Here is a 24,127-nt window from a genome sequence, read left to right on the forward strand (position 1 = left end):
CTGTTCTATTTTAAAAGTGTTGATAGAAGCAGATTTGTAACATCTAAACAATTAAAATGAAACGTTATTTACTCATAATCTCCATTATACTTACTACCGCCTGTAAAACATTCGCGCAGGTGGGCAATATCATCGAACCTGAACCGATAACTTCCGCCCTTCAAAAAGGCAATATGGGTAAGGTTGTTTTTGGTGCGGATACTATCCCGCTTGAAAAACTGCAACAAACCGATTTGTTAACAAACTATGAGGCTAAACCTGCCAATAATTTGTACATGCGGCTTTTGCTGGCCAATTCATTAACCAATTACCAGCATAGCTTAGCGCCGTCGTTAAGTGTTGAGCAACTGAACCAGGGTAATTTTCAGTTTGTTTTTTATGTAGATGGCAGGCAGGTTTACCGGGAAAACCTGCATAAAGGAGCCAATTTGCCCATCGTAAAAAATACAAAGACCACCATTTTTGTTCCGTTCATCAGTAGCCGGGGAGAAGATTCATGGGGGCGTTTTTTATGGGGACGGTTTATGGCCCATGGCGGGGAAGATGCGCTTACAACAGGTACGCACAAGCTCAAAATTGAAGTAAGGCCCTATGTTGCTGTTCCTGATTTGAAAGTAGGCGAGCTGATAGCACAGGGTGAGATCAGGTTTACCGTACCGGAAATTGATCCAAAAGATGCCGAATTGCAGCCCATAAAGCCCGGCAGCGGCTGGCAGGTATCAAAAAATGATTTTGATAAAAGGAAGATCATGGAGATGAATGCCCTTATTGCCGGCAACAGGTTTAAACAGATCACCAGCGTGGTAGTGATCAGGAACGGCAAGTTGCTAATTGAGGAGTATTTTAACGGCAGCGCGCGCGATTCATTACACAATCCCCGTTCGGTTGGTAAAACATTTGCTTCGGCCGTGATGGGGATAGCAGTTCATGATGGCTATATCAAAAGCGTTGATCAAACCTTAAAGGAGTTTTATGACCTTAAAAAGTTCAGTAACTACTCGCCTCAAAAAGAAAATGTAACGCTAAAAAGCCTGCTTACCATGAGCTCCGTTTTTGATGCGGATGACAACCAAAGTGATTCGCCGGGGAACGAAGAAAATATGTACCCCACCGATGATTGGGTTAAATTTACCCTCAGCCTTAAAACAGACAGCAATAAAAGGGCAGGTAAACAATGGAATTATTTTACAGCCGGCGTGGTGGCATTGGGCGATATCCTGAATAAATCAGTGCCCGGCGGGCTTGATAAATATTCGGCCGAAAAGCTGTTCAAGCCATTGGGCATCAGTAATTATCGCTGGCAGTACACACCACAGAATGTACCCAATACCGCGGGCGGCCTGCAAATGCGCTCGCTTGATTATGCCAAATTCGGGCAATTGTATAAAAATGGCGGTGTATGGAATGGCAAACAGGTAATTTCGCAAAGCTGGGTTAAGGAATCATTTACCAAACAGCTTACGTTACCAAAAGAAGTTGTAGGTGAGGGCTTTTACGGTTACCTGTTCTGGAACAAAACCTATAAGGTAAACAACAAAGCTTACGAAACTTACTATTGTTCAGGTAATGGCGGCAACAAGATCTTTGTTTTTACCAATCAGCCGCTGGTGGTTATTATAACCGCCGAGGCTTACAACACGCCCTACGCGCATTCGCAGGTTGATAAAATGATGAAAGATTATATTTTACCGGCAGTGTTGAAATGATTTCTGTAGGGCGCATGATTTCGTCTCTGAATATATGGGTAGGATAGGTGACGGGAGACGCAATTATGCGTCTCTACAAACAACGGGAATTATTTATCTGCTGCTGTTATTACTATTCACATCTAAATTGTATGCTCAATCGCAGGTGGTACACAGCCTCGAAACAAACTCTGCCAGGTGCATAGCTTTTTCTGCAGATATGGCGTGGGTATTACCGATAATGAGGGTATGCTCAACAATCTCTATTACAAAATCATCCAGCCTGATATCCATTACCACATTGCGGAAATTACGGTCGGCACCTGTAATTGCTTTTTGGCGGTCGCTTACCAGCATATAAAAAGTATCACTAAAAGCCTTGTCTTCGGCAAAATCAAGCTCAACCGGGTGGATCAGTTCAATGATCTTGTCAACCAATGTTTCGCGCCTGATGAGTACCCGGCCAAAATCATGCTTTAAATAAGCCAGTGCCCAGGTTTGATATGGTGTGGAGGTTACAGCCTTACTGTGATGATGCCCGATATGTTTTGACTGGCATTCGGTGAACAGCATATAGCTGTCGTTATTTTTATTTTTTATAGCGTATGATTCCTTTACACTAATGTCGAGATAGTCTTTGAAAATGCTAAACTGCTCTAAATGAAAATCAATATGCCCGGTTTGTTCAATCCTGAATCTGTTTTTCAGGCTATCCAGGATATCACCGAACTGGTCGGTTGCCGGGGGATACAAACCGGCGTTTTCAATAGTGGATTCCAAATGTTAAAGTTTAGTGTTGTATAATGCTAATACAATAATAACTTTTTTGCTTTGAAATTCAAAAATACAGCCGTTAATAATGATAAGGCTTCATTTTACCGCATGAACAAGCGCAATTGGCATCAGTAATCCCTAATTTCTTCAGGAAAAACTGGTAAAAGCCAATCCTGTCGTTCATATTATACATGTTTTCGCCTTTATTGCATTCTACTTCGCCGTTCACAATATTAATGGTCATACCAAAACCAGGGGTGCGGCCTTCGGCTTTATCTTCTGCATTGGGTTGCCATTTGCCTGTCATTACAGCATGCGCCGATGGTTTGTGGGTTTGGGGTGTCATCCAGAAATAGATGGCGGTTTTAAAAGCCATTACCGGGTCGGTTTCTACCATCTCGGGATTTTGGAGTAATATTTTATCATCGCCTAAAATACAATCCGAGGCATAGCCATAATTGCCGTTATAGCTCAATTGCATTGGTCCGCGGCCATAGTATTTTTTACCGGCCACGGGAGGGTATTCGTCATTTTCGGCAATGTAAGGCAAGCTGGTATTACTTTCGTGGATCAGCATGAGCCCATCGGTATAAGAAGCATTCATGCCATGACGGGTTTCGTGGGCAATGTGCGCAAAAAAGGCAGCGAGTTCCTTTTTATTTACATCGGTACTGTATTCGGTGCAGAAATTGCCATAATCAATAGTGTAGGTGCTATCTGGTTTGGCTTTGGCCCATTCTTCGTTCCAATCAACATCCTGGCGTACAACGGCCTTTTTGCCTGTTTTTTTATCGGTACGTATCAACTGGTAAACGGATGTTGCCCGGCGGGTTACTTTTATGCTGATCATGCCAAGTTCATCGGCTGCTTTGATAAAGGCAGCATACGTATAAAATTTATCGCGTTGCGGAAAAAGATCATTAAATTGTTTTTCGGTTAATAAACTGGCCATGCTTACTTTAGGAGGGGCCGGTTTATCTGCCACGGCCTTGTTACTGTCGCTGCCACTGCTACTTTTACTGTTGCCGCCGCAGCTAAAGCCGGTTGAAAGCAGGATGATAAGCGATAAGGAGAGCAGTTTGGATGATAATATGATCGGTTTCATGAGTTTCACGCTAAGTATGTTTGATGATATCACAGATGCAAGTTTAAGTAACATTTTAAAAATTACACTTCATTGGCAAAAAATATGCTAAAGTGTTATGAAATTCAAAATTTAAGGTGATAGATTTGAAATAACACTAACCATGAAAAAAAGATTTATCGGGCTTGGTTTTAATTGCCTGATAATCAATGTTAACTTTTTTGCAGTCTGATTATTGGGGCTTATTTGTTAAATTAAGTATGAAAATATATACTAAAACGGGCGATACAGGGTTTACCTCATTAATTGGCGGTACGCGCGTGCCCAAACACCATATCCGTATTGAAAGCTATGGCACGGTTGATGAGCTTAACTCGTACATCGGGCTTATTGGTGATCAGGATATTGATGCACATGATAAGGAGGTATTGAAGCAGATACAGGACAGATTGTTTACCATCGGCTCTTCACTGGCAGCTGACCCTGAGCGGTCACGGATGATTATTCCGGACCTGCACATGAGTGATGTGGAAATGCTGGAAACAGAAATGGATACCATGAATGAAAGCCTGCCGGCGCTTAAACATTTTATTTTACCGGGTGGCAGTAATGTGATTTCATTTTGCCATATTGCAAGATGTGTTTGCCGCCGTGCCGAGAGGATAACCGTTCAGCTTGCCGAAGAAAGTACAGTTGATGAAAAAGTGAATATTTATCTGAACAGGTTGAGTGATTACCTGTTCACTTTGGCCCGCAAAATTGCTAATGCTAATAAAATAGCTGAAAATCAGTGGATACCACGGGTTCAAAAAAATTGAAAAAAAATATTGATATTCAATTTGAAAATGTTATACTTTTGCGAAAAAGTAAATTTTACTGATAATTATAAATATAAATAAAAACGATGTATTGGACACTTGAACTGGCATCGCACCTGGAAGATGCACCATGGCCCGCAACTAAAGATGAATTAATTGATTATGCTATCCGTTCAGGCGCTCCTGTTGAGGTTATCGAAAACCTTCAGGCACTTGAAGACGATGGCGAACCGTACGAAAACATAGAAGAGATCTGGCCGGATTATCCGACTAAAGACGACTTCTTCTTTAATGAAGACGAGTACTAAACACGATAGTGAAACCCTTAGCAATGAGGGTTTTTTTATTAACCGCTAATTTTGGAATGGTTTTGGTATAGGTAATTACACATTTACTTAACTAAAAACGTAACAAAATGAGAGGCTTATTGTACATTATCGCTGTTATCCTGGTTATAGGATGGCTGTTTGGAGCATTTATACACCCATTTGGGGGTGGTTTGATTCACATACTATTAGTAATAGCTATCATAGCTGTACTTTTAGGTGTAATCAGACGGGCATAACAAATTTAACCTTGTATTGCAAATCAAAAAAGCCGCAGACTTTATAGCTGTGGCTTTTTGCTTAAAAGCAGTTCGGCAATGGCGATATCTTCGGGGAAGGTGATCTTGATGTTGCTGTGATCACCGTCGGTAAGTTTTATTTCGGCGCCATATTGCTCAACAACGCTGGCATCATCTGTAAACCTGGTATCAAATGGTTGTTCATAAGCTTTTCGTAATAGCGAAGCCCTGAAGGTTTGCGGGGTTTGCACCAGGTAAATCTCATCTCTGACCAGGCTTACGGACCGGCCTTCTTTTACCTGGCGTATCGAATCGCGGCTTTTGACGGCCACTACGGCTGTACCGTGCTTAGCGGCGCATTGGTAAGCTTCATCAATAATATAAGATGAAGTAAGCGGCCGTACGGCATCCTGTATAGCAACCAGGGCTTCCTGATCGGTAATCAGGTCAAGCCCGTTCTTAACCGAATGAAAACGGGTTTCTCCGCCCGTAACCAACCGGTGAGGAATGGCAAACGAATATTCCTGAATCAATTGCTGCCAGTAAGCATGATAAGCTGCTGGTAAAACCAGTATAATGGCTGGTTTCGCCTCCGATTGCTCAAAAGCTTCAATGGTATGCATTAATACGGGTTTACCGTTAAGCAGTAAAAATTGTTTAGGTACCGCCGATCGCATCCGGCTGCCCGAACCTCCTGCTACTATGATAACGTAGTTTTTGTTTTGAGCTGTGAGATGTGAGATATGAGATGTGAGATTGGAGGCTGTCATGACTTTATTCGACTAATATCTAACAAAATTGCCTGCAAAAAAAATGAGATATTAGACTATTGTCTAATATCTCAAATCTCATATCCGCTATTCTAAATTTATCCTGTTAGACACTTAGAACGAGATGAACCTCAGTGTCCTCTGCGAGATCCCCTGAGGGGACATGAATATCTAATAAAATTGCCTGCAAAAAAAAATGGGATATGAAAACAAATAGAATGTCTCATATCTAATAAACTACAAAAAAAATGAGATATGAAACCGTGGTCTCATATCTCAAATCTTATATCTCACATCTAAAAAGTTAGATGATCAGCATCGCATCACCGTAGCTGTAAAAACGATACTTTTCTTTTACTGCAATTTCGTATGCATTCATTACGTGTTCGTAACCGCCAAATGCCGAAATCATCATCAACAGTGTTGACTCAGGGGTATGGAAGTTGGTGATCATTGAGTTGGCAATGCTGAAATCATACGGCGGGAAGATGAACTTGCTGGTCCAGTCGTTAGCAGCTTTCAGGGTTTTGTTTGCCGATACAGCCGATTCAATGGCACGCATTGAAGTTGTGCCAACTGCACAGATCCGTGCTTTGCGTTCAATACCGCGGTTTACAATATCAGCTTGTTTTTGCTCAATGATAAATTGCTCCGAATCCATTTTGTGTTTGGTTAAATCCTCAACCTCAACTGGGCGGAATGTGCCTAAACCAACGTGCAAAGTAACTTCAGCAAATTCAACACCTTTTAATTCAAGGCGTTTCATAAGCTCACGGCTGAAGTGTAAACCGGCAGTAGGAGCAGCAACGGCGCCTTCATGTTTAGCGAAAATGGTTTGGTAACGCTCTTTATCCTCGGCGGTAGCTTTTCGTTTAATGTATTTAGGCAGTGGTGTTTCGCCTAAAATTTCAACGTTACGACGGAATTCTTCGTCGGTACCGTCAAACAAAAAGCGGATGGTACGGCCGCGTGAAGTGGTGTTGTCAACAACTTCTGCAATCAGCAAATCGTCATCGCCAAAATATAATTTATTGCCTACGCGTATTTTACGGGCCGGGTCAACCAGTACATCCCATAAACGCAGTTCTTTATTCAATTCGCGCAGCAAAAATACTTCGATGGTAGCACCGGTTTTTTCTTTGTTGCCATATAAACGGGCAGGGAAAACTTTAGTATTATTAAGGATCATTACATCCTTATCATCAAAATAATCCAGCACGTCTTTAAATATTTTATGCTCAATTTTGCCCGAATCTTTGTGTAAAACCATTAAACGTGATTCATCGCGGGTGGCAGAGGGTGTATGGGCGATAAGGGATTCAGGTAAGTTGAATTTAAATTGAGATAATTTCATGCTTGTTTTTATGAATTTTCAAGGGCGCAAATGTACGAATTTTTTTGTTAATTTAACAGATTTTTTTAAGAAGCAGTTTAATTACACTACCGTTATATTAGTTGCAAAATACTGTAACTTAAATCATGTACTGTTGTCTAAAAAAATATGAGCAGGCGGCTTAACGTATCAGTAATAAAAAACGCCCGTTATATTACTATTACCTCCACGCTTTAACCGTGCAATTAAAATTGATTAACAAGTAAGATCAAAATAAGTTATATGCTTTTTTTAAAACTTTTAAGGGAAAGTTTTTTGTTTGCCGGCGATGCCCTGCGGCAGAACAAAACACGCACGTTGCTGTCATTGCTTGGGGTGACAATTGGTATATTTACTATCATAGCTGTACAATCGGCAGTTGATACCCTGCGTAATAACCTGCAAAACAGTGTTAATAAGCTGGGTAATAACAGTATATATGTGCAAAAGTGGCCCTGGGTAGGCGGGAGCGATTTCCCCTGGTGGAAATACCTGCAAAGGCCCGAATCTGACCTTCGCGATTTTAACGAGCTTTCGCGCCGTATCACAACAGCCGAGGCACTATCATACGAAATAAATATTGATAACCGTACTATAAAGTATAGAAGCAACACGGTTGAAGGCGCGCAGGTGGATGCTGCATCGCAGGATCATGACAAAACCTGGAATTTTGACCTCGAGAGCGGTCGTTACTTTACTGAAATGGAATCAAAAACCGGAGCGCCTATAACCGATATAGGTTATGATATAGCCCAGGCCCTTTTCCCCGATGGCGATGCAGTAGGCAAGCAGATCAAGGTGATGGGCCGGTATGTGACCATTGTAGGCGTGTTTTCAAAACAGGGGAAGGATATGCTTGGTATCTCTACAGATAAGGAGGTGCTGCTGCCCCTCAACTTTGCGCGCAACTTAATTGATATCCAAAGTTCAAAATACGGTCCGTCAATTATTGTCCGTGGTAAAAAAGGCATCCCTACCGATGATGTTGAAAGCGAGATCAAAGGGTTGATGCGTTCTATCAGGAGGCTGCGACCCGGAGCTGATGATAATTTTTCGTTAAACCGTACAACCATGATCACCCAGCAGCTCGACGATCTTTTTAAAGTGGTTAACATTGCCGGTGCTATCATTGGCGGGTTCTCGATTTTAGTTGGTGGTTTTGGTATAGCCAATATCATGTTCGTGTCGGTAAAGGAACGTACCAATATCATTGGGATACAAAAATCATTAGGGGCTAAAAACTATTTCATATTATTGCAGTTTTTAATTGAATCGGTGTTGCTTTGTTTTGTGGGCGGGATCATCGGGTTGTTTTTTGTATATCTGGCCACGTTTGCCGTAAAGGCCGCTTTAGATGTACAGGTAATACTTGATGCTGCTAACGTTACACGGGGCTTAAGCTATTCAATTATAATAGGGGTGATAGCTGGTATTATTCCCGCGTATTCAGCCTCGAGGCTGGACCCGGTAGAAGCTATCCGCACAAACTAATTGTAATATGAAAATAATTAAAGGATTTTGTTTTTTAGCGGCATTGGCTGTTGCCGCTGCATGTAATCAACCTGTCAAACAACAGGATACTGCTAAAGTGGATACGACTGCTGCTGCTAAGCCTGCAGCGGAAGCCCCGGTTGCGGATACAGGTAACACCAATGATGTTTTTAAGGCTTATATCGCTTTAAAAGATGAGTTCATCAAATCAGACCCCGCTGGCATAAAAACAGCCGCTACAGCTTTAGAAGGTAAGCTTTCGGGTATAAAAGGTTGCAGCGAAACGGCTACTGTGGCGCACCAGATAAGCAATGCAGCGGATATCAAAGCCCAGCGCGAGGCATTTTTGGTATTAAGTAAAGATGTTATCGCTTTGGTAAAAGGTGCGAAATTCAAGTCGGCGCCAATTTATGTTGACTTTTGCCCGATGGCCGATGGGGGGAAAGGGGGATACTGGCTTTCGTCAACAAAACCTATCGTAAACCCGTATTTTCCGGAACACATGAAAGAGTGCGGAACTGTGAAGGAACAGATCAACTAAGACCGTTGATCCTTCTTGATTACGCTGATTGCGTTAATCATATTTAAAGCGATAGGCGATCCCTGTCGCTTTTTTATTTTTAACCATGATTTTCATGATTGAAGGATTTTGTGATATTTTAAAGAGTATTTGCATACTGATCGCTTCGCTGCCCGTAGACTTCGTCTACGGACGATTTATGCATGTGACTCCAGGCATAGTTTATTCGAAGTCATAGGCTTCGAATAACGGGGACTTCGAATAGCGGAGGTTTTTAAACCTTCAGCCTTTAACCTTTTACCTTTCGCCTCGACCCGAAATCGAACATCCGAACTCAGAAATTACACTGATTGCCTGATATGTTTTGCCAATTTGCTGTAAAGTACTTCCGGGACAAAAGGTTTAGTCAGATAATCACACATACCTGCTTCGAGTGCTTGTTGATAGGTTTCGGGCATAGCGTCGGCCGTGAGGGCTATGATGGGCAAGTCGGGCTGAGTTTGTTTAATCACCGCCGTTGCTTCAAAGCCGTTCATAACCGGCATCTGCAGGTCCATAATAATAAGGTCATAAGAATTTTGGTTAACCAGGTCGACAGCTATTTGCCCATTTGATGCTTCCTGAACCTGGGCATTCCAGCGCCTCAAAAATTTGCCGGCTATCATCAGGTTCATTTTGTTGTCATCAACAACTAAAATATTCATGCCCTGTAAGTTGTTGTCTGGAACATTCGCCGTAACAGCAACCTGTTTCAGAGCAGCGGCCTCAGGAGCGAGGGTGAAGTTTATAGCAAAACTAAATGTAGTACCCTTACCCAGTTCGCTTGATACAGCAATTGTACCTTTATGCAGCTCAACCAGTCGTTTGGTAATAGCGAGGCCTAAGCCGGTACCTCCATAATCATTATCAATTACCTGTTGGTCCTGCATAAAAGGATCAAAAACAATGTTGAAGCTTTCGGGCGAAATACCTATACCTGTATCGGTAACCGCAAATTTAATATTAACGGTGTTTGGGGTTATCACATCCTTATCCAAACGGATAATAACCTTACCTGCATGTGTAAATTTAATGGCATTACTGATCAGGTTATTAAGTATCTGACTCAGCCGCATCGCATCTCCAATTAAATCTCCGGGAATGGTATCATCTGCTATCAATTCAAGTATTAGCTTTTTTTCGGCCGCCTTTGGCTCAAAAGATTGCTTTATTTTATGGATTAACTGGTGAATGTTGAACCTCGAGTTATTCAGTTCCAGCTTGCCGGCCTCAATCTTATTATAATCTAAAATGTCATTGATAATGGCCAGCAGGTTTTCGCCCGAAAACTTCAGCGTATTGAGGTATTCCATCTGTTCGGGCCTAGGGTTTTCGTCAAGCAGCAGGTTGGTTGTGCCAATAACCGCGTTCATCGGCGTACGGATCTCATGGCTCATGATGGATAAAAATTCCGACTTGAACTTAGACGACTTTTCGGCCATTTCCTTAGCCCAGATCAGGTCCTGCCGTGCTTTCTCCTGGTCTGTTATGTCTTCGCCAAGCGCTGTGGTCTCCTTAAAAATACCGTTATCATCATAAAATACCGTATTTTGCCAACTTATGATCCGTTGCTCGCCGTTACGGCAAATAATAGGATTAATATAATGCGGTAAAAAACTGTCATTTATAAACCAGCTCTTTAAAAAATCTTTCAGATCATCGGGGATAAAATTGTCCATCCAATTCATGCCAATGATTTCGGCTTGGGTATATCCTACCAGGTTTGCCAGGTATTTATTGCAAAAGGTAACAATACCGCTGCCATTAACCGTTATGGCTACCATATTAACGGTTTCTAATACCTGCCGGTACTTGCTTTCGACGTTTCTGAAATCAAGCTCGGCCTGTTTGCGATCCGTAATATCCTGCAGGGTGCCTATAATTTTACGCACACTGCCATCTTCATTATAAAGACGTTTGCCGGCTATAATGGCCAGGTGCTTAATATTGCCGCCAGAAGTTATGATGCGGTATTCATAGGATGAATCCATGTTGCTTAACTCGTTACGCAATAAGCTCCTGACAATAAACCTGTCTTTAGGATGTACATGCTTAAGCAGTAACTTTACAAAACAGCGCTGGCACGAAGATGTATTCTGGTCAAGCTCATAAATGCTGTTCAACTCTTCCGACCAGGACAGGCGATGCGATGCCACATCATATTTCCAGTTGCCTATTTTAGCAATGGCCTGGGCTTCCATCAATTCAAGCTGGCTTAGTTTAACTGCTTTATCGGCAAGGCGGGCCTCGGTAATATCCTGGATAATACCAAATGTGCGTGTAACTGTATCTGACAGTAATTTCTTTTCGCCTCGTTGGATCCTGATATATTTTAACTTGCCCGTAGGTGTGATAAATTTATGCTCAAGTTGGTTTTGTGTTGTTGTACGGATGGACGCAAGGTATTCAAAAACGTTCTCCCTGTCGTCAGGATGTACCAGGCTTATGTAATATTGAAAGTGGTTCATGCAGGCAGGAATATCTTCAATCCCGAGCAGATCATTAAGGTTGGCCGACCAAAACGTTTCCTTAGTCTCGTGGTCGTACCACCAGTTGCCTATTTTTGCAATGTTTTGAGCTTCAAGTAACAAGCCTTCGTTTTCCTTAAGGGCCCGTTCATATTTCTTTTGCTCGGTTATATCCACCACTGAAGCCGAGATTCGGCCGGTATAACCTGTTGTTTTATCAAAAACAGGAGTAAAGTTAGCTGTAAGGGAATGTCCGCTGTCGTAATCAGATAAAAACTCTATTGATATGGGTTTGCGGTTTTCTATTACGTAGTTTAAAGCGCTGTCATACTTTTCGGCTTTTTGCGGGCCCACTACCTTATCGAGTGTTTTGCCAATCGCTATCCGCGGATCAACTATGCGCTCGGTCATTTCATTAAACCAAACATTAATACAGGTTTTGCTTTCATCAAACTCAAAAATGATGTCGTTTAGCGAGTTAATGAGCGCGTTGAGATGATTACGACTTTCACGCAGCCTGGCATCATTAACCATATGGCTTTGATTAAGCTTCATCACGTTATTAACAGCATTTTTTAGCTGGTATTGATAAGCCATCACCACTAAAAATGAGACATAGGCTATTACAGTGAAAACCAAAATAAGTACTATCAGCACTGCGGGCGAAATGGCAAGCCTGGGCGCGGTAAAATAGGCGGTTATAATAGCTGCAAGGTTAGCTTCGCAGATAATTATGAATTCCCTGCTTTTTTTGCAAAAAAGGGTTAAGGCAATAAAAATGGTAATTGCGCTAAACAGGTACACATGTTCAAACCCGTTTTTGCCAAGTAAAATGCAGTTATTTATGACCAGGAAAGACAATACGGTAGCAAAGACCCCTGTTTTATAAAAAACCTTATTGTTAATGAAAGAAAAAAATAGTGTGATAGCACAAAAAAAACAGTTTATAGCCCTTAGCCAAAAAGGATCATAAGAATTGTTGAGGCAAAGATAATGTAACGAAGGACTTGCAATAAATAACCCTATGAGTAAAAGGCGGTAAACGGTAGCTTGGTTTTGGATCATTACCAATGAGTTACCTTTTAACGACATGTTTTGCAGTAATTTTTTAATCAATTATTAACGTCTATAAGCACAAATACAGGTTGTAAAATAATAAATTTGGCCGAAAATTTTTACAAACAGTAAATTATATTAGCGGTTATTAATACGCAGATTTATTTACATTTGTTGCAGATACAAATTTCTATGGCGGAAACAGCACAACTAAAAATTGGTGATAAAACATTTGAGCTCCCGGTAATTGAGGGCACTGAAGGTGAAAAGGCAATCGATATTTCTAAGCTTCGCGATCAAACCGGTTATGTAACACTTGATATCGGGTACAAAAATACAGGCGCTACCAAAAGCGCCATTACTTTTTTAGATGGCGAGCAGGGAATACTTAAATATCGTGGTTATCCAATTGAGCAATTAGCCGAAAAATCATCATTTATTGAAGTTGCTTATTTGCTGATCTATGGCGAGCTGCCATCTGCCGAAAAGCTAAAATTATTCCAGTACGAGCTAAGTCGCCATACTTTGGTGCATGAGGATATGAAAAAGTTTTTTGATGGCTTTCCATCAAAATCGCACCCGATGGGGCAGCTGTCGTCGTTGGTATCTGCATTATCGGCTTTTTATCCCGAATCATTAAAGCCATCCCAAACCACCGAAGAGCTTAACCAGAGCATTATTAAAATGCTTGCTAAAATGGCTACCGTGGTTTCATGGATCTATAAAAAATCATTAGGGCACCCGGTTATCTATCCTCAAAATAAATACGATTACGTTACCAACTTCCTGCACATGACCTTTGGTCAGCGTACAGAGGAGGTGGAGATTGATCCGGTGGTTATCGACGCTATGAACAAGTTGTTGATTTTACATGCCGATCATGAGCAAAACTGTTCTGCTTCTACCGTTCGCATCGTAGGTTCGTCCGATTCTAATATTTATGCTTCGGTATCTGCAGGTATCTCTGCGCTTTGGGGCCCGTTACATGGCGGCGCCAACCAGGCTGTAATTGAAATGCTGGAGAAGATCAAAGAAGATGGTGGCGATACTGATAAATGGATTGCCAAGGCTAAAGACAAAAACGATCCTTTCCGTTTAATGGGTTTTGGTCACCGCGTTTATAAAAACTTTGATCCGCGTGCAAAGATCATTAAAAAAGCCTGCGACGATATTTTAGAAAAGCTGGGAGTTAATGACGAGGTACTGGAAATAGCCAAAAAACTGGAAGAAGTTGCCCTGAAAGATCCATACTTTGTTGAGCGAAAACTTTATCCTAATGTTGATTTTTACTCGGGTATCATTTACCGCGCCTTAGGCTTCCCTACAGATATGTTTACTGTACTGTTCGCCCTTGGCCGTTTACCTGGATGGATTGCTCAATGGAAAGAAATGAAAGAAAACAAAGAACCTATCGGTCGTCCGCGCCAGATTTACGTTGGCGCCACCTCTAAAGAGTATGTGGAGATAGCAAAACGGTAATTTTTTTGGTTTATGGTTTATGGATCATAGTTCATAGAAGAAATTATATAAAAATAGAAAGCGATGGGGGATGACTTCATCGCTTTTTTTGACCGCTGATTTTTGATTTTGATTAATATGATTACGCTGATTTGCTAATCTTATTATTTGATAATACTAAACGAGGGAATCAACGAAATCAGCGTGATCATTCGTCAAAAATCAACGGTCAAAAAGAAACCCCGCAGGTTTTCACCATGCGGGGCCATATAAATAAATCAATCAACTACAATGTTTAAGCTTAAAGCTTAGTAATAGTAAAAGTGTTGGCGTTGGCATTTAATACAATTTTGTACGTGCCGCCGGTTGTAATGGTGTAATTAGCTCCGCCTGGAGTAAGTGCACCTGGCGTACCGCCTAAGTTTAAATCCCAGCTGTGATTAAACCTGAATTTTATATCCTTGCCCCCAATTAAAGCAGCGGTAACGCTCCAGGTTTTGGTGGTAGCGTCATAAAGCATATCGGTATCAGTGCCCCAGCCGCCCGGAGTAGCATCGCCAATAATGCTCCAAAATACAGGGGTAGCAGTAAATGTGCCTTTTGTTTTATCGTTTTGATCAATAACAGCATGCAATGCATAGTATCCTGCGGCAGGTACCGAAAGGTTACCGCCGGTAGTACTTATTTTTCCGCTGCCTGCATCACCGTATGCTACGTCCCAAACCTTTTTAGGAGTAAGTTTAAATTCAAGCTTACCAACAGGGAAACCGATATAGCCATCATACACACCATCATTATTTGGTGAAGTGAGGCTGTCGGCAGTTTTGGGGTCCCATCCCTGGTAAGCGCCGGGAACATAAATATAGCCTGTACCCTGGTACGGCAATACGGTTAACGTAATAACATTTGAGTAAGTGGCAGCCAGGTTTGGAGCAGCCGATGATTTGATGCGCACTTCAACCTGCGACGGGCTATCATAAGATAATTTCAGCGCGGTTAACATATCGTTAAGTGCACCTACCTTTAGTGTTTGGGTTAGTTTATCCGTGCTTACTTCCCTCGCGTTTTTGAAATTATTGCCTTTTACGTCTAACTGTATAGTGTAGGTAATAGGAGCATTGTAACCTGTTACCGGGGTTGCAGCCCAGCTAAAGGTAATAGCATCATTATTAGCATTGGGTTTAGATAGTGCGGGGGCGGTTGTTGTTGAAGTTAAAGCACCCACTTTGCCCACATTTGCTACAACCTTTACTTCGTCCTTTTTACATGACGCCAGCATCAGCAGTGCGATACCGCCAAATGCGAGGAGCGTGGTAAATATTTTTTTCATATCCTTTTTTAGGTTTTATGGTTTTGCGGGAGATGCTTTAAAGTTATCTCCCGGTATATTATTAATATCCTGTATTTTGTTTCAGATTAGGGTTGGCTGTAACATCTGCCGATGGTAACGGATATACCGTGCGGAAGCTTTCAACGCCTTTTCCATCTTTTGAACCGCCTTTAAACGGCCATAAATAGGTAGCTTCAACAAACTTTTTATAACGGATAAGGTCGGTACGGCGGAAACCTTCCCAGTACAGTTCACGTCCTCTTTCATCAAGCAACAGGTCGGTTGTTAAAGCGGTTAACTGGCCGGTGGTAGCACTTTGATAAGCGCGGGCCCTTAATTTGTTAATATAGCTTAAAGCAAGTGCGGCATCGCCGCCACCGCCGCGTGTAGTAGCTTCGGCATAAATCAAATATTGTTCAGCTAAACGGAAAATAGGAAGGTCCATATCTGCATAATCCAAACTTTGCGGGGCACCGCCATTTATCTTAACATCTTTGAATTTGCTGATAGCGTAGCCATCGGTAAAGGTGCTTATGGTGTTGATATCGATGTTTTGGCCATCGGTGTAAAACTGGGCACGTTTATCGGCACTCGAGGCGCCTCCCGGAAACAGGTTTACAAAAGCTTTGGTTGTACGTAAACCAGCCCATCCGCCTGCAATACCATAATCAGCGGCAGGCATTGAGCCACCAACGGGAGCATGGGTCATAAATGTGGCGCCACCATAGCTTTGTGTATGCAAACCATCATAGTTAATGGTTAAGATAAACTCATTTTTATTGAGGTTGTTATCGGCACGCATTAACTTGGTATAATCTGAAACCAGGGTATAACCGGCATCAATTACCTTTTTTGAATAGGTTACGGCTGCTGCATAATTAGCTGTACCGGTATAAACCTCAGCATTAAGATAGATCCTTGCTAACAAAGCCCAGGCAGCTGCTTTATCCGCGCGGCCATATTCGTTAGTGCGGGCATCAGCGAGTCCTCCATCAATTGCTTTAAGCTCGCCTTCAATATAGGTAAACAGATCTTTACGGCTTATCTGCTTTGGCAGCGGACCGCCCAGCGGATCGTTTTCTGTAACAAATGGAGGGGCAGCAAACAAGTCCATCAAAATTGAATACTGGTAAGCCCTTAAAAAGCGGACTTCCGCTACATACTGGTGAACTTTATCGGCATCAGCACCTTTAATACCCCTGCTGCTCAGGTTCGCATCAGACGATTGGCGAATAAAATCATTCGCCAGGGTAATCTGGTACATACACCTGTAATATAAGCCGGTTAAAAAAGTATTGCTTGATGACCAGGTCATGCTGTGAAAATCCGGCAAGCCAACATCGCCCCAGCCTACAACTGCCTCATCAGTGGGTAATTCTTCGGCGCACCAATACAGCCGGAAGAAATCAGAAGTACCTTCATCAATCCCCTGGATATCCTTGGTATTATCATCGCCGGCAGGGCCTTTGTTCCCGGTTAATGCATATGCACCATAAACTTTGGCAAATGCCTGTTTATAACCTTCGGGGGTGCTGTAAACTTGTGCTGAAGTAACATCATTGGTAGGCAGCAGATCGAGCTTTTTAGTACACGATGTAAGTCCGCCTGCAATCAGGGCCGCAATTGTTATATATTTTACTGAATGTCTTTTCATGTTAATTTTTCTTTATTGTTGATTAACGATGTTATAATGAAAGATTAAGACCTAACACATAAGTACGCGGGCGCGGATAAAAGTTGTTATCGATACCGTTGTTAACCTCAGGGTCAAGGCCTTTATATTTGGTAATCACAAATACGTTTTGCACGTTAGCGCTTAACCTAAGGTTACCTGTGTTGTGAAATACTTTACCAAAATTATAACCTACGTTAACGTTATCCATACGGATAAATGAAGCATTTTGTATGTAGTAGTCTGATAGCCTGCTTTTATCAAAAGAGCCGGTCATACCGGTTTCAAGCAGGTTGGTTGAGGCATTGTTTAAGATACCTATGCCATTGAATATGCTAAGCTGAGTTCCAGAACCCGCGAATACATTATTATAAACATAGTTGCCAACGCTTGCCCTTGCAACAAAACCGGCCGACCATTTTTTATAGTTAACATTTGAGCTTAAACCGAAATAGCCTTTAGGGTCGGAGCTTTTGTAACGGTATAGATCGTTTTCATTAACTATGCCATCTTTATTTCTGTCAACGTATACACCGTCTAAAGGTCGGCCGTCGCTGCCGTAAACCTGCTGATAAACGTAGAAGGAGTTACGCGGGTAACCAACAGAGTTGATCTGGATGGTGTTGCCTGTACCGCCTGATATAGCGCCGGTTGGTGCGCCGGGGTAGCTTGGGTCAGGGGCTAGTGTCAATTTGGTGATTTTGTTGGTATTGTAAGTAGCGTTAAGGTTAACATTCCAGGTAACATCTTTGGTTCTGATCACATCAGCGCTCAGGTTTAACTCTATACCATTGCTGGTTAAGTCGCCAATGTTGGCTACAATGTAGTTAGTAAAGTTGGTACCTGCCGGCTGAGGGATCTTGTTTAATAACTTTGATGTTTTACGGTGATAATAATCAATAGTACCTGTAATGCGATTATCTAAGAAACCAAAATCAATAGCTAAGTTAGTTGAAGCTGTTTGCTCCCAGGTACGGAGTGCATAGTAACCACCCGGACGATATAAATTATAAAAGGCATCGCCAAATTGGTACTGTGCTGTGTTGGTACTCAGGTTATAGAATGAGATGACATCATAGTTACCGATACCATCCTGCTGGCCCGTAACACCATAGCCTGCACGTATTTTCAGATCAGACAAAGCTGTTATGCCTTTAAACATCGATTCTTCTTTCAGTTTCCATGCAAATGCAACTGAAGGGAACGTACCAAACCTTTGGTTGGGGTTAAATTTTGATGAACCATCACGGCGTACAGTACCGGTTAAAATGTATTTATCTTCAAATACATAATTTAAACGACCGTAAACTGATATCAGCCTGTTTTCGGGTTTATCAAACGCATAGATGGGGTTAGTGCCCGGCTGCTCAGTACCATCATGGGCAAAATTGCCAAAGTTGTAGTTGGTGATCGAGAAATCCTGGTATGAGTAACCTGCTACCGCATCAATATGGCTCGCTATGCTTTTCAGATCTTTAGCGTAGCTTAAGTAGCCTTCAAATATGGTATTTTTTTGCGTTTGTTTGTATTGGTTATTTAAGCCACGGCGCGTAACACCTTTTGCATCAAGAAATCCCTTGTAGTTAGAAGCAGCACTATCCGGAATGATAACGTGCCCTGTGCCTTTTGAAACATCATAACCTAAGTTAACATTGGCATGTAACTCCGGCAAAAAGTGGAATTTATAATCTAATTGCAGGTTGCCGATGCTGCGGTAAACAGTACTTCGGTTGTCCTGCTGCTCCAATAAACCGAGCGGGTTTAAGGTAGCAAGGTCTTTTAAGCCGCCGCCTGGTTTTGTAGGGTCATTAAGCCATTCCCAATAACCGCCAAAACGGCCGTTGCCTGAATAGACCGGTTTGGTAGGGTCAAAGCTTACAGCCGAGCCTATAGCGCCTTCATTGGCAAACCTTTGTTTAACCTGCGCGCCTTTGGCGTTTAAATTAACTTTCAGGTGATCGGTAAAAAAGCTTGGGCTTAAATTGATAGCGCCTGTTATACGTTGCATTGAACTGGTTTTTAAAACACCGTCCTGGTCAAGATAACCTGCCGATACGCGGTAGGGCAGGTGTTTTGCCGCGCCTGATACGCTGATATTATTATCAGTAGTGATACCTGTTTGGTAGATCTGCTTTTGCCAGTCGGTGCTTGCAGTACCTAAAAGTGCTTTTTGAGCAGCCGTACCGTTAGTGTTAACATAGTCGCGTACCTGGTCGGCGGTCAGCACCGAGGCTTCTTTAGGGATTTTGCTTGCCGAAACCTGTGAACTGAAATCAATAACCGGTTTGCCGCTTTTGCCTTTTTTGGTTGTGATCAAAATAACACCGTTTGATGCCCTATTACCATAGATGGCCGATGCAGAAGCGTCTTTTAATACCGAAAACGATTCGATATCGTTAGGGTTGATGAGGCTTAGAGGGTTAGCTGCACCGGATATGCTGCTGTTGCTGATAGGCACACCATCAATAACAATAAGCGGATCGTTACTTGCGCTTAATGAAGCACCCCCACGGATACGAATCGTACTACCTGCACCAGGCGCGCCACTGTTTGATATTACGGATACACCTGCAACCTTACCGGCAATTAATTGCTCGGGGGTGGTAATAACGCCTTTTTGAAAATCTTTAGGGGTTACATTGGTGATAGAGCCTGAAAGATCTTTTTTACGCTGGGTACCGTAACCTATAACCACTACTTCGTTAAGGCTTTTGCTTTCGGGAGCGAGGCTGAAGTTTTCGACCGTAGCACCGTTAACGGTTACTGTTTTTCTGATAGTAATATAACCGATAAATTTTACGCTTAGGGTGTAAGTACCGGCTTTAACATTGTTAATGGCATAGTTACCATTAGGGTCGGTAGTTGAACCAATAGTGGTACCATCGACGGTAACCGTAGCACCGGGGAGGGGCTGGTTGGTTTCGTCAGATACCTTTCCTTTAATACTCCCGGTTTGTGAAAACGCCATGAATGACATCATCAGGAAAGCACAAAGAAGAACATACTTTTTTGAGTAATTTTTTCTCATTTACTTATTGATTTTTATGAATAAAAAAAGGCTTATTTTGCCGTCTATAATTGGTTTATTATTGTGGCCGAAACAGCATGCGACTAATTTACATTTACAAATATCAATTGCAAATTTTATATAAAAGATAATTTTAAAGCGTTTAATTAAGCCTTTTTTAACTTTAACGAAATATTGAAATTTATTAAAGTAGTGGGGAAAAATTATTGTTTTTATGCGAAATTTAGATTTAAACGCATATTTGTGAAATAAGTAAGTGTCAGGTGTACACAATAGGTGATTTTACTTTTATGCAACTCAATTCCGGGAACGTTCCCGGCAACGTTCCCGGTTTTTAGCTTTTTATGATGATGAAAAAAATAATTTTCTGCGCGTTTTTGCTTTTGGGCCAAAATTTTTTGCTTTTTAGCCATGTGAAAATCTCTTTTTTTACCGCCAAAATTGCAACCCTGAAAAGCCCGTCTGAACACCTGTTTCTGGCAGGTGATTTTAATGGCTGGAACCCTGCCGATAAGACCTGGGAACTTGTTAAAAATAACAAGGGAAGTTATACCTTAAACAAGGAATTACCTGCCGGCATTATCCATTTTAAAGTAACCCGCGGCAACTGGAATACAGTAAAATGTGACGCCACAGGCAAAGCCATCGAAAACAGAACTCTCAAGATACAAGGTGATACAACTGTTCGGCTTGATATAGCTGGCTGGCAGGATAATTTTGCACAGCCTGAAAAGAAGCACACAGCTACAGAGAGGGTGCATGTAATCAGCGAACAATTTGAGATGCCGCAATTAGGCAGACAGCGGAGGGTTTGGATCTATTTACCGGCAGGTTATGAGGCAGACAAAAAGAAATACCCGGTAATTTACATGCACGACGGTCAAAACCTTTTTGATGAATACACCTCAAGCTATGGCGAATGAGGGATTGATGAGCTCATGGATAGGATACCTGTTCAACAGGAAAGCATCATAGTGGGTATCGATCATGGTGGCGAGTACCGCATAACCGAGTATGACCCGTATAATTCAAAATATGGTGAAGGCAGGGGAGACGATTATGTTCAATTTTTGATTAAAGAGCTTAAGCCATATATTGATGGTCATTACCGTACCCAAACTGATGCCGCGCACACAACAATTGCGGGCAGCTCCATGGGGGGACTTATCTCGATGTATGCGGCACTTAAATATCCCGGGGTGTTTGGAAATGCAGGGGTATTTTCGCCCGCATTCTGGATAGCGCCGCAAATTTATGACCAGGCACAACAGTCTGTAGTAAATAAAAATAGCCGTTTTTATTTTGTTTGCGGCGATGCAGAAAGCGCCAGTATGGTAGTCGATATGTAAAAAATGGCCGATTTGATGAAATCAAAAGGGGTAAAACCCAAAAATGCGCCGGTCACGGTAATCAAAGGCGCAAGCCACAATGAAAAGCAATGGAACGGGGACTGGCCTGGGTTTTATAAATGGTTGATGGAGTTTTAATTAACTACCTGTTTTGCGTTAGCGATAGTAGCGGATACCGGCCAAGCGGCTAAGGCCTGCGCAGTATGAGTGGATAGCGCGGGCCGAAGGTGACGCCCACAATGTTAATTTGGGATTTCGGATGTTCGATTTCAAATTTTCTTTGCATCTGTAAATCCTTAATTCTATAAATTCTGATTCCGACCTTAACGTTCTATCCATAACCCGCCCAAATTTCCCTTAAATTTAATAGTTTTGAGGTCAGCGTTTACCCATGACCATCGAAGAAATATTAAAACAGTACTGGAACCATGATACTTTCAGGCCTATGCAGGCCGAGATCATCCAGTCTGTTTTATTAGGGAATGATACATTGGCGCTGTTGCCTACCGGCGGCGGTAAATCAGTTTGTTTCCAGGTACCGGCGTTGGCTAAAGAGGGGATCTGTATAGTGGTGTCGCCGCTTATTGCGCTCATGAAAGACCAGGTTGAAAACCTGCGGGCCAAAGGCATCAACGCGATATCGATAGTATCGGGCATGGGGCGCCGCGAAATTGACCTGGCGCTGGATAATTGCATTTATGGTTCGGTAAAGTTCCTATACCTGTCGCCCGAGCGCCTGCTGAGCGAATTGGTGCGCGAGCGGGTGAAGTACATGAAAGTAAACCTCTTCGCAGTGGACGAGGCGCATTGTATTTCGCAATGGGGTTATGATTTCAGGCCGCCGTATCTGCATATTGCCGATCTGCGGGAACTGCACCCCAACGTGCCCGTGCTTGCGCTTACAGCAACAGCTACCGCCGATGTTAAGGCCGATATTCAGGAAAAGCTGAAATTCAAAAATCCGGTAGTTTACCAGCAAAGTTTTGAACGACGCAATATCAGTTATGTGGTGCGCCATGAGGAAGATAAGTTCCGTAAAATGCTCAATATCGTACGCGGTGTTAAGGGAAGCGGCATTGTATATGTACGGAGCAGGAAGGAAACTTTTGAGATAGCGAAGTTCCTGATGGATAACGGTATAAGGGCCGATTATTACAACGCAGGCCTGACTGTTGACCAGCGCGCCGAAAAGCAGGAGGCCTGGAAAAATAACCGGGTACGGGTGATCGTAGCTACCAATGCTTTTGGTATGGGGATAGATAAACCGGATGTACGGTTTGTGATCCACAAGGATATTCCCGAAAGTTTAGAAGCCTATTATCAGGAGGCCGGCCGGGCCGGCCGCGATGGTAATAAAGCCTTTGGCGTGCTGCTATATAACCCTGCTGATAAGCTTAAACAGGAAAAGATGTATGAGCTTAATTTTCCATCGGTTGAGGAAATTAAGCAGGTATACCACAACCTGGCCAATTATTACCAGGTGGCTTATGAGGCCGGCGAGGGTTTAAGCTTTGATCTCGACCTTGGCGAATTTTGCAGCCGCTTTAAACTCGATGCTATTAAAACACTCAACGCCCTTAAGTTTTTAGAGCGTGATGAATACCTGGCTTTTAACGAAAGCGTATTTTTGCCCTCGCGTTTTCAATTTGAGGTAGTTAACGAACAACTATACAACTTCCAGATCCAGAACGCCGGCTGGGACCCTTTTATCAAAACCCTGCTGCGCTCATACGGTGGCGCGTTTGAAAATTATGTACGTATCAAGGAGTTTGATATCGCAAGGCGAACAGGTTTAAGCGTTCAGCAGGTTATTGAGGGGATGTTACAGTTGCAGCAATACGGCCTGATAAGCTATATGCAGCAAACAGATAAGCCCCAGGTTACCTATTTAAAACCACGGGTACAGGGAAGCCACCTCATTATCGACAGGAAATATATTGAGCAGCGCAAAGAAGTGTACCGTCAAAAAATGGAAGCTGTTTTTACCTACGCTATTCACAAACGCTGCCGGAGCCAGATGTTGCTGGCTTATTTTGATGAACCCAATGGCCGTAAATGCGGAATCTGTGATGTTTGCCTTGAGGAAAAACGCAGGGTAAATCAAGACGAAATTTTCGACAACATCACCACCGAAATAGTACAATTGCTCAGTATTAGCAACCCCGATATCGGCGGACTGATAACCGGGATCAACATCGGTACCGAAAAAGAAAAAATGGAGGCCGTACGCCTGCTGCTCGATGCAGGGAAGATTAAGACCGACGGTGAGGCTTATTATTTAAGTTGATAGGTTGTATAACAAGGGTTTTCACCCGTCCATCATGCCCAGAAACTCTAAAGGAGAAATGACAATATAAAAAGGGGGCCTGTCACCCTGAGCCTGTCGAAGGGTCGCGCGCTGAGGCCTGCCCACGATGCTTCGAGTGCCTCAGCATGACCCCATTTTTAATTGTGTCGTGCTTCGATCTAATTTATCTTTCTTTTCCTCAAATTTTCTCCCCCATTTCACCGGGAAAAATCACCCCTTTACCGACAAAAACCTGCCCTACAGCTAATTAGGCCAAACCTGCTGTAACGTTTTTTATTTGAGATCGTCATATGTATGTATTTAATGAAATAAAATAATAATCACTTGACAATCAAAATAT

At 42.5% G+C, this 24,127-nt stretch carries 17 protein-coding genes and 1 pseudogene; 10 read left to right on the forward strand and 8 right to left on the reverse strand.

Features of this window, described 5'->3' with window-relative positions:
* The first annotated feature begins 56 nt into the window (after positions 1-56).
* Complete coding sequence (locus ABIC84_RS13560; protein WP_429263872.1) at positions 57-1,706, forward strand: serine hydrolase domain-containing protein; 1,650 nt, start codon at positions 57-59, stop codon at positions 1,704-1,706.
* A gap of 135 nt (positions 1,707-1,841) precedes the next feature.
* On the opposite strand, the gene ABIC84_RS13565 is transcribed toward ABIC84_RS13560, so the two are convergent.
* Both ABIC84_RS13565 and ABIC84_RS13570 read right to left on the reverse strand, forming a co-directional pair.
* Complete coding sequence (locus ABIC84_RS13565) at positions 1,842-2,465, reverse strand: hypothetical protein (RefSeq protein WP_429263873.1); 624 nt, start codon at positions 2,463-2,465, stop codon at positions 1,842-1,844.
* A gap of 73 nt (positions 2,466-2,538) precedes the next feature.
* Positions 2,539-3,564: a chitinase gene (locus ABIC84_RS13570; protein WP_429263874.1), complete on the reverse strand. Its 1,026-nt coding sequence runs from the start codon at positions 3,562-3,564 to the stop codon at positions 2,539-2,541.
* 239 nt (positions 3,565-3,803) lie between these two features.
* Here ABIC84_RS13570 and ABIC84_RS13575 point away from each other — a divergent pair, with 239 nt between their 5' ends.
* The 3 genes from ABIC84_RS13575 (at position 3,804) to ABIC84_RS13585 (ending at position 4,926) form a co-directional block, all read left to right on the forward strand.
* Complete coding sequence (locus ABIC84_RS13575; protein WP_429263875.1) at positions 3,804-4,361, forward strand: cob(I)yrinic acid a,c-diamide adenosyltransferase; 558 nt, start codon at positions 3,804-3,806, stop codon at positions 4,359-4,361.
* Between the two features lie 86 nt (positions 4,362-4,447).
* Complete coding sequence (locus ABIC84_RS13580; RefSeq protein ID WP_002996718.1) at positions 4,448-4,669, forward strand: DUF2795 domain-containing protein; 222 nt, start codon at positions 4,448-4,450, stop codon at positions 4,667-4,669.
* A gap of 107 nt (positions 4,670-4,776) precedes the next feature.
* The gene (locus tag ABIC84_RS13585) at positions 4,777-4,926 is read left to right on the forward strand and encodes a lmo0937 family membrane protein (protein ID WP_110585189.1); all 150 of its coding nucleotides are present in this window, start codon (positions 4,777-4,779) and stop codon (positions 4,924-4,926) included.
* A 41-nt stretch (positions 4,927-4,967) separates the two neighbouring features.
* Here ABIC84_RS13585 and ABIC84_RS13590 read toward each other — a convergent pair whose 3' ends face one another.
* Positions 4,968-5,696: a 2-C-methyl-D-erythritol 4-phosphate cytidylyltransferase gene (locus ABIC84_RS13590; protein ID WP_429263876.1), complete on the reverse strand. Its 729-nt coding sequence runs from the start codon at positions 5,694-5,696 to the stop codon at positions 4,968-4,970.
* 304 nt (positions 5,697-6,000) lie between these two features.
* On the reverse strand, positions 6,001-7,050 hold the full coding sequence (queA, locus tag ABIC84_RS13595) for a tRNA preQ1(34) S-adenosylmethionine ribosyltransferase-isomerase QueA (protein WP_426589274.1): 1,050 nt from the start codon (positions 7,048-7,050) through the stop codon (positions 6,001-6,003).
* A 261-nt stretch (positions 7,051-7,311) separates the two neighbouring features.
* Between queA and ABIC84_RS13600 the strand changes: the two genes are divergently transcribed.
* Positions 7,312-8,559 carry an ABC transporter permease gene (locus tag ABIC84_RS13600; protein WP_426589272.1) on the forward strand — a complete coding sequence of 416 codons (1,248 nt, stop codon included), beginning with the start codon at positions 7,312-7,314 and terminating at the stop codon, positions 8,557-8,559.
* 7 nt (positions 8,560-8,566) lie between these two features.
* Positions 8,567-9,100 carry a DUF3347 domain-containing protein gene (locus tag ABIC84_RS13605; RefSeq protein ID WP_429263877.1) on the forward strand — a complete coding sequence of 178 codons (534 nt, stop codon included), beginning with the start codon at positions 8,567-8,569 and terminating at the stop codon, positions 9,098-9,100.
* A gap of 320 nt (positions 9,101-9,420) precedes the next feature.
* On the opposite strand, the gene ABIC84_RS13610 is transcribed toward ABIC84_RS13605, so the two are convergent.
* Positions 9,421-12,702 carry a PAS domain S-box protein gene (locus tag ABIC84_RS13610; protein WP_429263878.1) on the reverse strand — a complete coding sequence of 1,094 codons (3,282 nt, stop codon included), beginning with the start codon at positions 12,700-12,702 and terminating at the stop codon, positions 9,421-9,423.
* Positions 12,703-12,834: 132 nt separating this feature from the next.
* On the opposite strand from ABIC84_RS13610, the gene ABIC84_RS13615 reads away from it, so the two are divergent.
* Positions 12,835-14,121: a citrate synthase gene (locus tag ABIC84_RS13615; protein WP_429263879.1), complete on the forward strand. Its 1,287-nt coding sequence runs from the start codon at positions 12,835-12,837 to the stop codon at positions 14,119-14,121.
* 280 nt (positions 14,122-14,401) lie between these two features.
* Here the strand turns inward: ABIC84_RS13615 and ABIC84_RS13620 are convergent, their stop codons facing one another.
* The 3 genes from ABIC84_RS13620 to ABIC84_RS13630 all read right to left on the reverse strand — a co-directional run bounded on the left by ABIC84_RS13620 (position 14,402) and on the right by ABIC84_RS13630 (position 20,130).
* Positions 14,402-15,430, reverse strand: coding sequence for a SusE domain-containing protein (locus ABIC84_RS13620; RefSeq protein ID WP_426589264.1), 1,029 nt, complete (start codon positions 15,428-15,430; stop codon positions 14,402-14,404).
* 61 nt (positions 15,431-15,491) lie between these two features.
* Positions 15,492-17,084, reverse strand: a complete 1,593-nt coding sequence (locus ABIC84_RS13625) for a RagB/SusD family nutrient uptake outer membrane protein (protein WP_429263880.1) — start codon at positions 17,082-17,084, stop codon at positions 15,492-15,494.
* Between the two features lie 31 nt (positions 17,085-17,115).
* Complete coding sequence (locus tag ABIC84_RS13630; protein WP_429263881.1) at positions 17,116-20,130, reverse strand: SusC/RagA family TonB-linked outer membrane protein; 3,015 nt, start codon at positions 20,128-20,130, stop codon at positions 17,116-17,118.
* Positions 20,131-20,480: 350 nt separating this feature from the next.
* On the opposite strand from ABIC84_RS13630, the pseudogene ABIC84_RS13635 reads away from it, so the two are divergent.
* The 3 genes and pseudogenes from ABIC84_RS13635 to ABIC84_RS13645 all read left to right on the forward strand — a co-directional run bounded on the left by ABIC84_RS13635 (position 20,481) and on the right by ABIC84_RS13645 (position 23,766).
* Positions 20,481-21,479: pseudogene (locus ABIC84_RS13635) on the forward strand (alpha/beta hydrolase).
* A 3-nt stretch (positions 21,480-21,482) separates the two neighbouring features.
* Positions 21,483-21,617: a hypothetical protein gene (locus ABIC84_RS13640; RefSeq protein ID WP_429263882.1), complete on the forward strand. Its 135-nt coding sequence runs from the start codon at positions 21,483-21,485 to the stop codon at positions 21,615-21,617.
* Between the two features lie 253 nt (positions 21,618-21,870).
* A complete protein-coding gene (locus tag ABIC84_RS13645) occupies positions 21,871-23,766 on the forward strand; it encodes a RecQ family ATP-dependent DNA helicase (protein ID WP_429263883.1) in 1,896 nt (631 codons plus the stop codon).
* Positions 23,767-24,127: the final 361 nt, after the last annotated feature.

This window comes from Mucilaginibacter sp. 3215 (assembly GCF_050433785.1).
Lineage (GTDB): Bacteria > Bacteroidota > Bacteroidia > Sphingobacteriales > Sphingobacteriaceae > Mucilaginibacter.

Coding starts and splice junctions, on each gene's coding strand:
- ABIC84_RS13580 (WP_002996718.1), top strand. CDS start 4,448: ATGTATTGGACACTTGAACTGGCATCGCACCTGGAAGATGCACCATGG.
- ABIC84_RS13620 (WP_426589264.1), bottom strand. CDS start 15,430: ATGAAAAAAATATTTACCACGCTCCTCGCATTTGGCGGTATCGCACTG.
- ABIC84_RS13585 (WP_110585189.1), top strand. CDS start 4,777: ATGAGAGGCTTATTGTACATTATCGCTGTTATCCTGGTTATAGGATGG.
- ABIC84_RS13600 (WP_426589272.1), top strand. CDS start 7,312: ATGCTTTTTTTAAAACTTTTAAGGGAAAGTTTTTTGTTTGCCGGCGAT.
- ABIC84_RS13605 (WP_429263877.1), top strand. CDS start 8,567: ATGAAAATAATTAAAGGATTTTGTTTTTTAGCGGCATTGGCTGTTGCC.
- ABIC84_RS13615 (WP_429263879.1), top strand. CDS start 12,835: ATGGCGGAAACAGCACAACTAAAAATTGGTGATAAAACATTTGAGCTC.
- ABIC84_RS13625 (WP_429263880.1), bottom strand. CDS start 17,084: ATGAAAAGACATTCAGTAAAATATATAACAATTGCGGCCCTGATTGCA.
- ABIC84_RS13575 (WP_429263875.1), top strand. CDS start 3,804: ATGAAAATATATACTAAAACGGGCGATACAGGGTTTACCTCATTAATT.
- ABIC84_RS13590 (WP_429263876.1), bottom strand. CDS start 5,696: ATGACAGCCTCCAATCTCACATCTCATATCTCACATCTCACAGCTCAA.
- ABIC84_RS13640 (WP_429263882.1), top strand. CDS start 21,483: ATGGCCGATTTGATGAAATCAAAAGGGGTAAAACCCAAAAATGCGCCG.
- ABIC84_RS13570 (WP_429263874.1), bottom strand. CDS start 3,564: ATGAAACCGATCATATTATCATCCAAACTGCTCTCCTTATCGCTTATC.
- ABIC84_RS13645 (WP_429263883.1), top strand. CDS start 21,871: ATGACCATCGAAGAAATATTAAAACAGTACTGGAACCATGATACTTTC.
- ABIC84_RS13630 (WP_429263881.1), bottom strand. CDS start 20,130: ATGAGAAAAAATTACTCAAAAAAGTATGTTCTTCTTTGTGCTTTCCTG.
- ABIC84_RS13560 (WP_429263872.1), top strand. CDS start 57: ATGAAACGTTATTTACTCATAATCTCCATTATACTTACTACCGCCTGT.
- queA (WP_426589274.1), bottom strand. CDS start 7,050: ATGAAATTATCTCAATTTAAATTCAACTTACCTGAATCCCTTATCGCC.